Annotated in this window: 14 protein-coding genes; all 14 read right to left on the bottom strand. The window is 60.9% G+C overall.

Annotated elements, in window-relative coordinates; genetic code table 11:
• Positions 1 to 149: 149 nt before the first annotated feature.
• The 14 genes from VMP31_RS10825 to atpB all read right to left on the bottom strand — a co-directional run bounded on the left by VMP31_RS10825 (position 150) and on the right by atpB (position 13,070).
• Positions 150 to 668: a hypothetical protein gene (locus VMP31_RS10825; RefSeq protein ID WP_325506924.1), complete on the bottom strand. Its 519-nt coding sequence runs from the start codon at positions 666 to 668 to the stop codon at positions 150 to 152.
• Positions 665 to 1,273: a hypothetical protein gene (locus VMP31_RS10820; protein WP_325506922.1), complete on the bottom strand. Its 609-nt coding sequence runs from the start codon at positions 1,271 to 1,273 to the stop codon at positions 665 to 667. Before VMP31_RS10820 ends, VMP31_RS10825 begins: the two co-directional genes overlap by 4 nt.
• Positions 1,260 to 2,003, bottom strand: a complete 744-nt coding sequence (locus tag VMP31_RS10815) for a MotA/TolQ/ExbB proton channel family protein (protein ID WP_325506920.1) — start codon at positions 2,001 to 2,003, stop codon at positions 1,260 to 1,262. The genes VMP31_RS10820 and VMP31_RS10815 overlap by 14 nt, the downstream gene beginning before the upstream one ends.
• A 193-nt stretch (positions 2,004 to 2,196) precedes the next feature.
• Complete coding sequence (gene glmS / locus VMP31_RS10810) at positions 2,197 to 4,047, bottom strand: glutamine--fructose-6-phosphate transaminase (isomerizing) (protein ID WP_325506918.1); 1,851 nt, start codon at positions 4,045 to 4,047, stop codon at positions 2,197 to 2,199.
• Between the two features lie 10 nt (positions 4,048 to 4,057).
• Positions 4,058 to 4,828: a DeoR/GlpR family DNA-binding transcription regulator gene (locus VMP31_RS10805; protein WP_325506916.1), complete on the bottom strand. Its 771-nt coding sequence runs from the start codon at positions 4,826 to 4,828 to the stop codon at positions 4,058 to 4,060.
• Between the two features lie 156 nt (positions 4,829 to 4,984).
• Positions 4,985 to 6,343 (bottom strand): bifunctional UDP-N-acetylglucosamine diphosphorylase/glucosamine-1-phosphate N-acetyltransferase GlmU, encoded by a 1,359-nt coding sequence (glmU, locus tag VMP31_RS10800; RefSeq protein ID WP_325506914.1) that lies wholly within the window; start codon positions 6,341 to 6,343, stop codon positions 4,985 to 4,987.
• 143 nt (positions 6,344 to 6,486) lie between these two features.
• Positions 6,487 to 6,912, bottom strand: coding sequence for a F0F1 ATP synthase subunit epsilon (locus VMP31_RS10795; RefSeq protein WP_160343051.1), 426 nt, complete (start codon positions 6,910 to 6,912; stop codon positions 6,487 to 6,489).
• 39 nt (positions 6,913 to 6,951) lie between these two features.
• Positions 6,952 to 8,328 carry a F0F1 ATP synthase subunit beta gene (atpD, locus tag VMP31_RS10790; RefSeq protein WP_325506912.1) on the bottom strand — a complete coding sequence of 459 codons (1,377 nt, stop codon included), beginning with the start codon at positions 8,326 to 8,328 and terminating at the stop codon, positions 6,952 to 6,954.
• Positions 8,329 to 8,357: 29 nt separating this feature from the next.
• Positions 8,358 to 9,221 (bottom strand): F0F1 ATP synthase subunit gamma, encoded by an 864-nt coding sequence (gene atpG / locus VMP31_RS10785; RefSeq protein WP_325506910.1) that lies wholly within the window; start codon positions 9,219 to 9,221, stop codon positions 8,358 to 8,360.
• Positions 9,222 to 9,271: 50 nt separating this feature from the next.
• Positions 9,272 to 10,816, bottom strand: a complete 1,545-nt coding sequence (gene atpA, locus VMP31_RS10780; protein ID WP_325506908.1) for a F0F1 ATP synthase subunit alpha — start codon at positions 10,814 to 10,816, stop codon at positions 9,272 to 9,274.
• A gap of 15 nt (positions 10,817 to 10,831) precedes the next feature.
• Positions 10,832 to 11,368 carry a F0F1 ATP synthase subunit delta gene (locus VMP31_RS10775; RefSeq protein ID WP_325506906.1) on the bottom strand — a complete coding sequence of 179 codons (537 nt, stop codon included), beginning with the start codon at positions 11,366 to 11,368 and terminating at the stop codon, positions 10,832 to 10,834.
• Positions 11,369 to 11,380: 12 nt separating this feature from the next.
• Entirely contained in the window at positions 11,381 to 11,851 is a 471-nt protein-coding gene (locus VMP31_RS10770) for a F0F1 ATP synthase subunit B (protein ID WP_325506903.1), read from the bottom strand.
• 93 nt (positions 11,852 to 11,944) lie between these two features.
• Entirely contained in the window at positions 11,945 to 12,184 is a 240-nt protein-coding gene (gene atpE, locus VMP31_RS10765; protein WP_305252888.1) for a F0F1 ATP synthase subunit C, read from the bottom strand.
• Positions 12,185 to 12,251: 67 nt separating this feature from the next.
• Positions 12,252 to 13,070, bottom strand: coding sequence for a F0F1 ATP synthase subunit A (atpB, locus tag VMP31_RS10760; RefSeq protein ID WP_325506900.1), 819 nt, complete (start codon positions 13,068 to 13,070; stop codon positions 12,252 to 12,254).
• Positions 13,071 to 13,076: the final 6 nt, after the last annotated feature.

Genomic DNA, 13,076 nt, shown 5'->3' with positions numbered 1-13,076 from the left:
GTGGGCGGCCGGGTGGCCAGATCAGCCGCGGCGGGCCCGCCGGGGCGCGCTCCGGTGGACGCCCTGGCGCGCCGCGACCAGCCATTTCGGCCGGAGCGGCGCGCAGCCTCGACGCGGACCCTGGTCGGTGTGACCTGCGGCGCCTGGTCTCAGGCGTCGTCCTGGGCCTGCCGGCGGTGGAACTGGGGCGGGCCGGGGTCGAGGTCCTTGGGCGCCTGCGCCGGCTGCGGCATGGCGTAGAACTTCGGCTCCTGGTCGTCCTCGGAGCGCTCGAACGGCAGCCGCATCTGCACCTGGGTCTGGTTCTCGGCAGCCTCGCGCTGCGCCGCCTGGAGCTGCTCGGCGAGATCGCGGTTCCACGGCAGGGCGTAGGCGCGCGGCTCGGGCAGCTCGTCCATCTGCAGCCACAGATAGATCGCCTCGTTCTCGCGGAAGCTCGAAGCGAGCACCGTGGCCTCCTCGGCCTGGGCGTGCCACCATTCCAGCTGCGCCGGCTTCGGCATGCTGAGCAGGCGGCTCAGGCCGACATAGGCGGCCGGCAGGAACAGCAGCGCGAAAGCGAACGCCGAGGCCTTGAGCCACAGCCGGCGCGGCGCCCAGACGCTGAAGCTGGTGATCACGCCGGTCAGCACCGCGATCACCGCGAACAGCTGGGTGAGCTCGGTCATGACGACCTCCAGGCACGCAGGTTGCGTTGCAGGCTGTGGACGCTGCCGGGCACCAGATCGCCCTCCTCCGACAGCCGGAAGCGGAACACCGTGAGCTCCTCGCCCTCGCGCGTCAGCTCGACCTTGGACGCGAGCAGCTGGCGCGCCGATTCCTTGGCCGACTTCTTGACGCTCGCCACCACGGTGACCGGGATCGGCAGGACGCCGGCGGTGTTGCGATAGAGGTGCACGTTGACGGTGTACTCGCCGGCCGGGATGCCGCGCGAGTAGGACACCTCGTAGTTCATCTCGGTGGCGTCGGCGCGCCGGCCGAGATCGTCGCGCAACAGGTTGAAGATCTGCCCGCCCTTGTTCGAGTAGCCGACCGGGACGTCGCCCGGCGCCTCGACCCACAGGTCGATGTCGCTGTCGATGTCGTCCGGCCAGCGCAGCTCGACGATCACGTTGCCCGGCGGCTGGCTGTTGTCGAGCGCCGCCTTGCCGGGCGGATTGAGATGCGGCAGCAGCAGCACGACCATCGCGACGAAGCCCGCGAGAGCCAGCATGATGACATCGCGGAAGACCGTCGCGCCATCCTCGTCGTCGAGCTGATCAAGCCCTTGCATGGCGCTCCCCCAGCTCGACGATGGTGGTCACCAGCGTGACGGTGCCGCCTTCCAGCAGGCGGTAGTTGACCATCAGCCAAACGTTGAGGATGGCGCCGACGAGCGTCGTGTAGAGCGCGACCGACATGCCGCTGATCAGCGTCGACACCATCGGCCCGATCGAATCGACGTCGGCCGCGGCATTGGGATCGATGCCCGAGAGCGCGATGATGAAGCCGATCACGGTGCCGATCAGGCCGAGGAACACCAAACTGTTGGCGAGATGGCGGATCGACGCGATGCGCGCGCCGAGCTTGAGCTTGAGCGCCGAGGCGGCGAGCGCCCGGCTCTGCCCGTCGCGGCTTTCGAGGCCGGCGAGGTAGCGCATCACGCGCCCCGAGCGCTGACCGCGCGGATCGGTCAGCTGGTTGAGCTCGCTGCTGGTCAGGAAGATCTTGCGCGCGCAGCTGGCGAGCCCGACCGCGAACACCAGCGCGATCACCGTGACCAGCTGCGTCATGTCGCCAATGAACACCGCCGCGACCCAGCCCTTGAGCCATGCGGCGCCGAGCAGGGCGACCGCGACCAGGTTCAGCACCAGAAAGCGCAGCACCAGCAGATAGCGAAACGACGCCGCATCGTCTTCCGACAGGGCGCTGAACAGGCTCGCCAGGGAATTCCGTTCCGACACCGCCTCGGGCGCGCTGACATCGGCCGGAAAGCTGGCGGCGGGAGCGAAGGTGTCGGTCATGACCGCCTCATGGGGCTGGAGGTGGATGGCTGCCCCGGCAGGTCCCGCGCTACGATCACGCGCCCGGGAGCGTCGGTGGCCGGCCTGACCCCCACGATCCACCGGCGCGGTTAAGGAAGGGTTACCGGCAGCACAGACGCGCGCCGCGCATGACGCTGGCCGAGCACGTCCGCGCGGGGCGCGCCGGCGGCGGCTATTCGACGGTGACCGACTTCGCCAGGTTGCGCGGCTGGTCGACGTCGGTGCCCTTGAGTACGGCGACGTAGTAGGACAGCAGCTGCAGCGGGATGGTGTAGAGGATCGGGGCCAAGGCGTCGTGGATATGCGGCATGTTCACCACGTGGGTGCCTTCGCCGTTGCTCATGCCGGCCTGCTCGTCGGCAAACACCACCAGCTCGCCGCCACGGGCGCGGACTTCCTGCAGGTTGGATTTGAGCTTTTCCAGCAGCTCGTTGTTCGGTGCCACGGTGACCACCGGCATGTCGCTGTCCACCAGCGCCAATGGCCCGTGTTTGAGCTCGCCAGCCGGGTAGGCTTCGGCGTGGATATAGGAGATTTCCTTGAGCTTGAGCGCCCCTTCCATCGCCACCGGGTACTGCGCGCCACGGCCGAGGAACAGCGCATGGTGTTTTCCCGCAAACAGCTCGGAAACCTTCTCCACCACGCTGTCCATGGCCAGGGCTTCGCCCAGACGGGTTGGCAGGCGGCGCAGTTCGTCAACCAGCTCGGCTTCCAAGGCCTTGTCCAGGCTGCCATGCACCTGGCCGAGAGACAGGGTCAGCAGCATCAGCGCCACCAGCTGAGTGGTGAAGGCCTTGGTCGACGCCACGCCGATTTCCGGGCCGGCCTGGGTCAGCAGGGTCAGATCGGATTCGCGCACCAGCGAGCTGATGCCGACGTTACAGATGGCCAGGCTGGCCAGATAGCCGCCCTTCTCCGGTGCATTTTCCTTGGCGTTGCGCAGCGCAGCCAGGGTGTCGGCGGTTTCGCCGGACTGGGAGATGCTGACAAACAGGGTGTCGGGCTGCACGACTACTTTGCGGTAGCGGAACTCGCTGGCCACTTCGATCTGACAGGGAATCCCGGCCAGCTCTTCCAGCCAGTAACGGGCGACCATACCGGCGTGGTAACTGGTGCCGCAGGCGACGATCTGCACGTTGCGCACCTTGGCGAACAGCTCGGCGGCTTGCGGACCGAAGGCTTGGACCAGCACCTGATTGGTGCCCAGGCGGCCTTCCAGGGTGCGCTGCACCACCTTGGGCTGCTCATGGATTTCCTTGAGCATAAAGTGGCGATATTCGCCCTTGTCGGCGGCTTCCGCACCCTCGTGGTACTGCACGTTTTCGCGCTGCACCGGCTGGCCGGAGGCATCCCAGATCTGCACGCTGTCGCGATGGATCTCGGCGATATCGCCTTCTTCCAGGTACATAAAGCGGTCGGTGACCTGGCGCAGCGCCAGCTGGTCGGAGGCGAGGAAGTTCTCGCCCAGGCCCAGACCGATCACCAATGGGCTGCCGCTGCGGGCGGCGAGCAGGCGATCCGGTTGCTTGGTACTGATCACCGCCAGGCCGTAAGCGCCATGCAGCTGCTTGACCGCTTCTTTCAGAGCATCGGCCAGGTCGGCGTGGCTCCTGAGGGTGTACTCGAGCAGGTGGACGATGGTTTCGGTGTCGGTGTCCGAGGTGAACACGTAACCCAGCCCCTTGAGGCGAACGCGCAACTCTTCATGGTTTTCGATAATGCCGTTGTGCACCACCGCCAACTCTTGGCCGGAGAAATGCGGGTGAGCATTGCGCTCGCTCGGCGCGCCATGGGTGGCCCAGCGGGTATGGGCAATGCCCAGACGGCCCGCCAGGGGCTGCTCGTTAAGGGCGCTCTGCAGCTCGGCGACCTTGCCCACCCGACGGCTGCGCTGCAGCTCGCCCTGATCATTCAGCAACGCTACACCGGCGCTGTCATAGCCGCGGTATTCCAGGCGCTTGAGGCCTTCAACCAGCACGGCGGTGATATTGCGTTCGGCGACTGCGCCTACGATTCCACACATAGTCTTCTCCTTAAGTTTCAACAGCCGCGCAGATCAGCTTGATGCCACGCTCGGTCAATTGTTCACGGGCCTCAGGGCTGAGGCGTTCGTCGGTTATCAGGGTATGGATGCCGCTCCAGGGCAGCTCCAGGTTGGGAATCTTGCGGCCGATCTTGTCGCTCTCGACCATCACCACCACTTCGCGGGCCACGTCCGCCATCACCCGGCTAAGCCCGAGCAACTCATTGAAGGTGGTGGTGCCACGGTTCAGGTCGATGCCATCGGCACCAATAAACAGCTGGTCGAAGTCATAGGAACGCAGCACCTGCTCGGCGACCTGGCCCTGGAAGGATTCCGAATGCGGGTCCCAGGTGCCGCCGGTCATCAACAACACCGGCTCGTGCTCCAGCTCGCTGATGGCGCGGGCCACATTGAGCGAATTGGTCATCACCACCAGGCCGGGTTTGTGGCCGAGTTGCGGAATCATCGCCGCCGTGGTGGTACCGCTGTCGATAATGATCCGCGCATGTTCACGAATCCGCGCCACACCGGCGCGGGCGATGGCCTGCTTATAGGGCGACACCGGTTGCGCGGCCTCGCCTATCAATTCCTTCGGCATCGGTACCGCGCCGCCGTAACGGCGCAACAACAAGCCGCTCTTTTCCAAGGCGGCGAGGTCTTTGCGAATGGTCACTTCGGAGGTGGCGAAGGCTTTCGACAACTCATCCACACTCACCTCGCCTTGCTCGGCGAGCAGGGCAAGAATGGTGTGGCGACGTTGCGGTGTATTGCGCTTCGACATGCTTAAGTTTCGATTCGAAAGATAATTGCGCGAATCAAAACCTAATGAAGCTTTTTCGTCAAGTGGCAATCGACGTAGGGTGGACATGCCGAAGGCTTGTCCACCAAGTGCGCGGTGATGGCGGACAAGGCTCCGCCATGTCCACCCTACTCGGCATCACTTCTTGGTTGGCCGCTTCCAGCCTTCGATATTGCGCTGCTTGGCGCGGCCGACGGCCAGAGTGTTGGCCGGCACGTCGCTGGTAATCACCGAACCGGCACCGGTGGTGGTGCCATCACCCAGGGTCACCGGGGCGACCAGGGCGCTGTTGGAACCGATAAAGACGTCTTCACCGAGCACAGTACGATGCTTGTTGGCACCGTCGTAGTTGCAGGTGATGGTGCCAGCACCGATGTTGGTCCGCGCGCCGATTTCAGCATCGCCCAGATAGCTCAAGTGGCCGGCCTTGGCACCCTCGCCCAGCACGGCGTTCTTCAGCTCGACGAAGTTACCCACATGGGCCTTGGCTCCCAACACCGAACCAGGACGCAAACGCGCAAACGGCCCGCAATCGGCACCCTCGCCCACTTCGGCACCTTCCAGATGGCTATTGGCTTTGACGATGGCACCACGGCGCAAGGTGCTGTTCTTGATTACGCAGTTGGGACCGATCGAAACAAAATCTTCGATCACCACCTGGCCCTCGAGGATCACGTTGATATCGATCGACACATCACGGCCCACCGTGACTTCGCCACGCAGGTCGAAGCGCGCCGGGTCGATCAGAGTTACGCCTTGCAGCATCAGCCGCCGTGCGGCGCGGTATTGATAATGCCGTTCAAGCTGCGCCAGCTGGATGCGGTCGTTGGCCCCCAGCACTTCCATCTCGTCAGTCGCCTGCTCAGTGGCGACCACCAGGCCATCAGCCGCGGCCATGGCGATCACATCGGTCAGGTAGTACTCGCCCTGGGCATTGCTGTTGGACAGACGACCGAGCCAGTCACCCAGGCGCTTGCCCGGTACGGCGAGGATGCCGGTGTTTCCTTCGCTGATCAGGCGCTGCTCGGCGCTGGCGTCCTTGTGCTCGACGATGGCCTTCACCACACCTGCCTCATCGCGAACGATACGGCCATAGCCGGTCGGGTCATTCAGGTTGACTGTCAACAATCCCAACTGCTGCTCGCTGACCTGTTGCAGCAGGCGCTGCAGGGTTTCCACTTCGATCAGCGGCACGTCGCCATAGAGAATCAGCACGCGTTCGGCGCTCAAGGCCGGCAGGGCCTGGGCCACAGCATGGCCTGTGCCCAGCTGCTCGCTCTGCAGCACGAAGTTCAGGTCATCGGCGGCCAGTCGCTCGCGCACCCGTTCCGCACCATGGCCAATCACCACATGAATGCCTTGCGGTTTCAGCAGGCGGGCTGTGTCGATTACATGGCCGAGCATGGATTTACCGGCAACCGGGTGCAGCACCTTGGGCAGGGCCGAACGCATACGGGTGCCTTGGCCGGCGGCGAGGATAACGATATCGAGCGACATGGAGGGCAGATCCTATTGAGTAGCCCGGATGCAATCCGGGGGTGATCGTCCCGGATTTCATCCGGGCTACCTGCTAAATGACAGGCAAAGAAAAAGGGTAGCCAAGGCTACCCTTTATCCTGTCAGCATTGAAGCCGGTAGCCTTAGCCGCCGAACTTCTTGCGCAACTGCTGGACGGTACGCAGCTGGGCTGCAACCTCGGCCAGGTGAGCGGCGGCGGAACCGTAATCGAACTCCGCGCCCTTCTCGTGCAGTGCACGCTCGGCGGCCTTGAGGGCTTCCTGAGCAGCAGCTTCATCGATATCGGCAGCACGCTGCACGGTATCGGCGAGCACTTTCACCACATTCGGCTGAACTTCCAGGAAGCCGCCGGAGATGTAGTAGACCTCGGCCTGGCCACCCTGCTTGATCAAGCGGATCGGGCCTGGCTTGAGATCGGTCAACAGAGGCGCGTGGCCGGGTGCAATACCCAGGTCGCCCAGGTTGCCGTGTGCGATCACCATTTCCACCAGGCCGGAGAAGATTTCCCCCTCCGCGCTGACGATATCGCAATGGACTGTCATGGCCATATCTAACCTCACGTGAGCGCCCGTTGCCGAGCGCACCGATTACAGCTTCTTGGCTTTTTCGACGGCTTCTTCGATACCGCCAACCATGTAGAACGCCTGCTCTGGCAGGTGGTCATAGTCGCCGTTAAGAATGCCGCTGAAACCAGCGATGGTGTCCTTCAGGGAGACGTACTTGCCCGGCGAGCCGGTAAATACTTCAGCCACGAAGAACGGCTGGGACAGGAAGCGCTGGATCTTACGGGCACGGGATACCAGCAGCTTGTCTTCTTCAGACAGCTCGTCCATACCGAGGATCGCGATGATGTCCTTCAGTTCCTTGTAACGCTGCAGCACGTACTGCACACCGCGAGCAGTGTCGTAGTGCTCCTGGCCGATAACCAGCGGATCCAGCTGACGCGAAGTCGAGTCAAGTGGGTCAACCGCCGGGTAGATACCCAGGGAAGCGATATCACGGGACAGTACGACAGTGGCGTCCAAGTGGGCGAAGGTGGTCGCCGGGCTTGGGTCGGTCAAGTCGTCCGCAGGTACGTATACGGCCTGGATCGAGGTGATCGAACCGGTCTTGGTGGAGGTGATACGTTCTTGCAGAACGCCCATCTCTTCGGCCAGGGTCGGCTGATAACCTACTGCCGACGGCATACGGCCGAGCAGTGCGGATACCTCGGTACCGGCCAGGGTGTAACGGTAGATGTTGTCGACGAACAACAGTACGTCACGACCTTCGTCACGGAACTTCTCGGCCATGGTCAGGCCGGTCAGTGCTACGCGCAGACGGTTGCCTGGTGGCTCGTTCATCTGACCGTAAACCAGGGCTACCTTGTCGAGAACGTTGGAGTCCTTCATCTCGTGGTAAAAGTCGTTACCCTCACGAGTACGCTCACCCACACCGGCGAACACGGAATAACCGCTGTGCTCGATGGCGATGTTACGGATCAGTTCCATCATGTTTACGGTTTTGCCTACACCGGCACCACCGAACAGACCGACTTTACCACCCTTGGCGAACGGGCAAACCAGGTCGATAACCTTGATGCCGGTTTCCAGCAGTTCGTTGGAGCTCGCCTGCTCAGCGTAGGAAGGTGCTGGGCGGTGAATGCCCCAACGCTCTTCTTCGCCAATCGGGCCGGCTTCGTCGATTGGGTTGCCCAGTACGTCCATGATCCGGCCCAGGGTTTTCACCCCAACCGGAACCTGGATTACTGCACCGGTGCTGTCGACGTTCAGGCCACGCTTGAGGCCTTCGGTCGAACCCATCGCAATGGTACGTACCACGCCGTCGCCCAGCTGCTGCTGAACTTCGAGGGTGGTTTCGGCGCCGACTACTTTCAGCGCTTCATAAATATTCGGCACTTGATCACGCGGGAATTCCACGTCGATAACGGCGCCGATGATTTGAACGATACGTCCGCTACTCATCTTTGGTTCCTCGAATATTTGAACCGTTCTTAAACCGCGGCAGCGCCGCCGACGATTTCCGAAATCTCTTGGGTGATCGCTGCCTGACGCGCCTTGTTGTAGACCAGTTGCAAACCACTGATCAGGTCACCGGCGTTATCGGTAGCATTCTTCATCGCGATCATCCGAGCTGCCTGTTCGCACGCGTTGTTTTCCAACACGGACTGATACACCTGGGATTCGATAAAGCGAACCATCAGGCTATCGAGCAGCGACTGTGCATCAGGCTCGTAGATGTAATCCCACAGCCCTTTCTGCACGCCTTCTTCTTCGGTCGCGGCCAGCGGCAGCAATTGCTGCACTTCCGGTCTCTGCGTCATGGTGTTGACGAACTTGTTCGACACCAGATACAGGCGATCAATTCGGCCGTCGCTATACGCGTCGAGCATGACCTTGACACTGCCGATCAGGTCGTTGAGTGAAGGCTCTTCACCCAGCTTGCTGATGGCTGCAACCACATTACCGCCGTAGCTGCGGAAAAAGCTCGCGCCCTTGCCGCCCACAACGCAGAAGTCTGCTTCGACCTTGGCATCACGCCATTCGGCCATATTTTTCAGCAGTGCCTTGAACAGGTTGATGTTCAAACCACCACACAGACCACGGTCACTCGAGACCACGATATAACCGACGCGTTTGACTTCGCGTTCCACCATAAACGGGTGGCGGTATTCCGGGTTGGCTTTGGCCAGATGGCCAATAACCTGACGGATACGCTCGGCATAGGGACGACCAGAAGCCATGCGCGATTGAGCTCTGCGCATCTTGCTGACCGCCACTTTTTCCATGGCGCTGGTGATCTTCTGCGTGCTTTTGATGCTCGCGATCTTACTGCGAATCTCTTTTGCGCCTGCCATTTCACACCTTTTGGTTCAAGCAGGCGGGGGCCTATAAGCCCCCGCTGCGGTTACCAGGTTTGGGTGGCTTTGAACTTCTCGATACCGGCTTTGAGGCCAGCGTCGATTTCGTCGTTGAAGTCACCCTTCTCGTTGATCTTCGCCATCAGATCGGCGTGATCACGGTTGAAGTAGGCAAGCAGCGCCGCTTCGAAGGCACCTACCTTCTTCACGTCCACGTCGGTCAGGAAGCCACGCTCGGCGGCGTACAGCGATACCGACATTTGCGCGATGGACATGGGTTCGTACTGCTTCTGCTTCATCAGCTCGGTAACGCGCTGACCGTGCTCAAGCTGCTTACGGGTGGCTTCGTCCAGGTCAGAAGCGAACTGGGCGAATGCCGCCAGTTCACGGTACTGAGCCAGAGCGGTACGGATACCACCGGAGAGCTTCTTGATGATCTTGGTCTGTGCAGCACCACCTACGCGAGATACCGAAATACCGGCGTTGACCGCAGGACGGATACCCGAGTTGAACATGGCCGATTCCAGGAAGATCTGACCGTCGGTGATGGAAATCACGTTGGTCGGAACGAACGCGGAAACGTCGCCAGCCTGGGTTTCAATGATCGGCAGAGCGGTCAGGGAACCGGTTTTGCCAGTCACAGCGCCGTTGGTGAACTTCTCAACGTACTCTTCGGATACACGCGATGCGCGCTCCAGCAGACGGCTGTGGAGATAGAACACGTCGCCTGGGTAGGCTTCACGGCCGGGCGGACGGCGCAGCAGCAGGGAAATCTGGCGGTAAGCCACTGCTTGCTTGGACAGATCGTCATAAACGATCAGCGCGTCTTCGCCGCGGTCGCGGAAGTATTCGCCCATGGTGCAACCGGCGTACGGTGCGATGAACTGCAGCGCAGCGGATTCGGAAGCGGAAGCCGCGACGACGATGGTGTTAGCCAGCGCGCCGTTTTCTTCCAGCTTGCGTACCACGTTGGCGATGGTCGATTGCTTCTGACCGATGGCTACGTAGACGCACTTAATGCCGCTGTTCTTCTGGTTGATGATGGCGTCGATGGCCAGAGCGGTTTTACCGATCTGACGGTCACCGATGATCAGCTCACGCTGGCCACGGCCAACCGGGATCATGGCATCGACCGACTTGTAACCGGTTTGCACCGGCTGGTCGACCGACTTACGCCAGATCACGCCCGGTGCAACCTTCTCAACCGCGTCGGTAGCGACGTTGTTCAGCGGGCCTTTGCCGTCAACCGGGTTACCCAGGGCATCGACGACGCGACCCAGCAGTTCCGGACCAACCGGAACTTCGAGGATGCGGCCGGTGCACTTGGCGCTCATGCCTTCGGCGAGCGTGGTGTACGCGCCCAGTACCACTGCACCAACGGAGTCTTGCTCCAGGTTCAGTGCCATACCGAAAACGCCACCAGGGAATTCGATCATTTCGCCGTACATCACGTCGGCGAGGCCGTAAATGCGCACGATACCGTCGGATACGCTGACGATGGTGCCTTCATTACGGGCTTGAGCGGTCACATCCAGCGCGCCAATGCGCTGCTTGATGATTTCGCTAATTTCGGAAGGATTCAGTTGCTGCATGCCAGTTCCCTCAAATCAGGATTTCAACGCTTCGGCCAGCTTGTTCAATTTGCCGCGTACCGAACTGTCGATGACCAGGTCACCAGCGCGGATCAACAGGCCGCCAATAAGGGCAGCATTGACAACCGGCTTGGGTTGGACAGTTCGAGCCAGCCGCTTGGAAAGCGCGGCAGCCAGGGTTTGTAGTTGTTCCGCGCTGAGCTCGAAGGCTGTTTGCACCTCAACGTCGAGGGTGCTTTCAGCTTCGGCTTTCAAAACGGTGAATTGCTCAAGTACGACCGGAAGTAGCGCCAGACGATCATTGCTGCTCAGGGTTGCCAGAAAGCTGATGAAGGTGTCATCAACATGGCCACTGCATACCTGAGTCAGGACTTTGACCTTCTGCTCGCTGGTCAACGCTGGATTAACCAGCTGCTGTGCGACTTCCGGGGTCTGCACGGCGGCAGCGGAAAACGACAACATGGCCAACCAGGCGTCAGCCTGACCGGCACTGCTGGCAAACTCAAAAGCGGCTTTGGCGTAAGGCCGGCCAAGCGTAATGGTATTGATCATCGCTTGCCTCGCTTAGAGTTGTGAGGCCAGTTTTGCGACCAAATCATTGTGCGCAGCACCGTCTATCGAAGACTCGAGAATCTTCTCGGCACCGGCAACGGCAAGAACCGCTACTTGAGCACGCAGTTGATCCTTGGCACGGTTCACTTCCAGATCAATTTCGGCTTTGGCACCGGCAATCAACTTCTCGCCTTCGGTGCGGGCCTGGGTCTTGGCTTCTTCAACGATCGAATTGGCGGTTTTATTCGCGCGGTCGATGATTGCGCTGGCCTGCTCTTTACTTTCACGCAGTAATTGAGCAGCGCGTTCCTGGGCAAGATGCAGATCACGCTCAGCGCGCCCTGCAGCATCCAGACCTTCGGCGATTTTCTTCTGGCGTTCTTGCATGGCGCTGGTCAGCGGCGGCCATACGAACTTCATGCAAAACCAGACGAAAATAGCGAAGGAAATCGTTTGACCGAACAGGGTCAGGTTTATGTTCACAGCGATTTACCTCGTGCTATCTCGTATGAGCGGTGTCAATTTCGCAGCTATGGGGATTCGCACAGGCGAACCCCGCATCACACTGGAAAGTGATTAAGCACCAGCAGCCGGAGCAACGACGAAGATCAGGTACATCGCGATACCAACACCGATCATCGGAACGGCGTCGAGCAGACCGGCCATCAGGAAGGTCTTGGTTTGCAGCTGTGGGCCCAGCTCAGGTTGGCGAGCGGTGGATTCCAGCAGTTTGCCGCCCAGCAGGGCGAAACCGATGCCAGTGCCCAGTGCGCCCAGACCGATCATGAGGGCAGCAGCGATATAGACGAGTTCCATAAATAAAGCTCCAGAGTTTCAGAAGTTAAGGTTTTTGTTGAACAGGGTTACTGGCGTCAAGTTGCTATCAATGATGATCTTCGTGCGCAGCACTCAGATACACCACGGTCAGCACCATGAAAATGAAAGCCTGCAACGGGATCACCAGGATGTGGAAGATCGCCCATGGCACGTTGAGCCCGAATTGCAGGTAGAAGGGCAACAGCGCGATCAGGATGAACACCACTTCGCCGGCATACATGTTGCCGAACAGTCGCAGGGCCAGACTCAAAGGCTTGGTCAGCAGGCCGATGATTTCGAGAAACAGGTTGAACGGGATCAGCGCCCAATGGTTGAACGGGGTGAACGACAGTTCCTTGGTGAAGCCGCCGAGACCCTTGACCTTGATGCTGTAGAAAATGATCAGGATAAACACGCCAAGGGAGATACCGAAGGTGCCGTTAGGATCAGCGGTCGGCACAATCTTGAAGTATTCAAGCCCCAGCATGTGGGCCAGGCCAGGGATGTAGTCGACCGGGATCCACTTCAGGCTGTTCATCAGCAGGACCCAGACGAAAATGGTCAGGGCCAGCGGAGCCACCAGCGAGTTGCGGCCGTGGAAGGTGTCCTTGACGATGCCCTGGACGAATTCGATGCACATTTCCGCAACGTTCTGCAGACCGCCCGGGATACCGGTGGTGGCCTTGGTGGCCGCCATGCGGAACAGACCGAGGAAAATCAGGCCCATAAACACCGACCAACCCATGGTGTCCACGTGAACGGCCCAGAAGCCCATTTGCGCAACGTCTTCCGGGGTTTGGGCCAGAATCCAGCCCTTTTCCGGATGCTCGCCATAGACCAGGTTTTGCAAGTGATGCTGGATGTACTCTGCCGGGGTGTTTGCCATAAACGC

The organism is Pseudomonas sp., from assembly GCF_035512415.1.
Taxonomy (GTDB): domain Bacteria; phylum Pseudomonadota; class Gammaproteobacteria; order Pseudomonadales; family Pseudomonadaceae; genus Aquipseudomonas.
Note: the sequence above shows the minus strand (reverse complement) of the source record. Positions and strands in the feature narration are given on the sequence as shown.

What these genes read in the sequence shown, in the direction of transcription:
- VMP31_RS10825 (WP_325506924.1), bottom strand. Translation starts at nt 668, where the DNA reads ATGACCGAGCTCACCCAGCTGTTCGCGGTGATCGCGGTGCTGACCGGC.
- VMP31_RS10820 (WP_325506922.1), bottom strand. Translation starts at nt 1,273, where the DNA reads ATGCAAGGGCTTGATCAGCTCGACGACGAGGATGGCGCGACGGTCTTC.
- VMP31_RS10815 (WP_325506920.1), bottom strand. Translation starts at nt 2,003, where the DNA reads ATGACCGACACCTTCGCTCCCGCCGCCAGCTTTCCGGCCGATGTCAGC.
- glmS (WP_325506918.1), bottom strand. Translation starts at nt 4,047, where the DNA reads ATGTGTGGAATCGTAGGCGCAGTCGCCGAACGCAATATCACCGCCGTG.
- VMP31_RS10805 (WP_325506916.1), bottom strand. Translation starts at nt 4,828, where the DNA reads ATGTCGAAGCGCAATACACCGCAACGTCGCCACACCATTCTTGCCCTG.
- glmU (WP_325506914.1), bottom strand. Translation starts at nt 6,343, where the DNA reads ATGTCGCTCGATATCGTTATCCTCGCCGCCGGCCAAGGCACCCGTATG.
- VMP31_RS10795 (WP_160343051.1), bottom strand. Translation starts at nt 6,912, where the DNA reads ATGGCCATGACAGTCCATTGCGATATCGTCAGCGCGGAGGGGGAAATC.
- atpD (WP_325506912.1), bottom strand. Translation starts at nt 8,328, where the DNA reads ATGAGTAGCGGACGTATCGTTCAAATCATCGGCGCCGTTATCGACGTG.
- atpG (WP_325506910.1), bottom strand. Translation starts at nt 9,221, where the DNA reads ATGGCAGGCGCAAAAGAGATTCGCAGTAAGATCGCGAGCATCAAAAGC.
- atpA (WP_325506908.1), bottom strand. Translation starts at nt 10,816, where the DNA reads ATGCAGCAACTGAATCCTTCCGAAATTAGCGAAATCATCAAGCAGCGC.
- VMP31_RS10775 (WP_325506906.1), bottom strand. Translation starts at nt 11,368, where the DNA reads ATGATCAATACCATTACGCTTGGCCGGCCTTACGCCAAAGCCGCTTTT.
- atpE (WP_305252888.1), bottom strand. Translation starts at nt 12,184, where the DNA reads ATGGAACTCGTCTATATCGCTGCTGCCCTCATGATCGGTCTGGGCGCA.
- atpB (WP_325506900.1), bottom strand. Translation starts at nt 13,070, where the DNA reads ATGGCAAACACCCCGGCAGAGTACATCCAGCATCACTTGCAAAACCTG.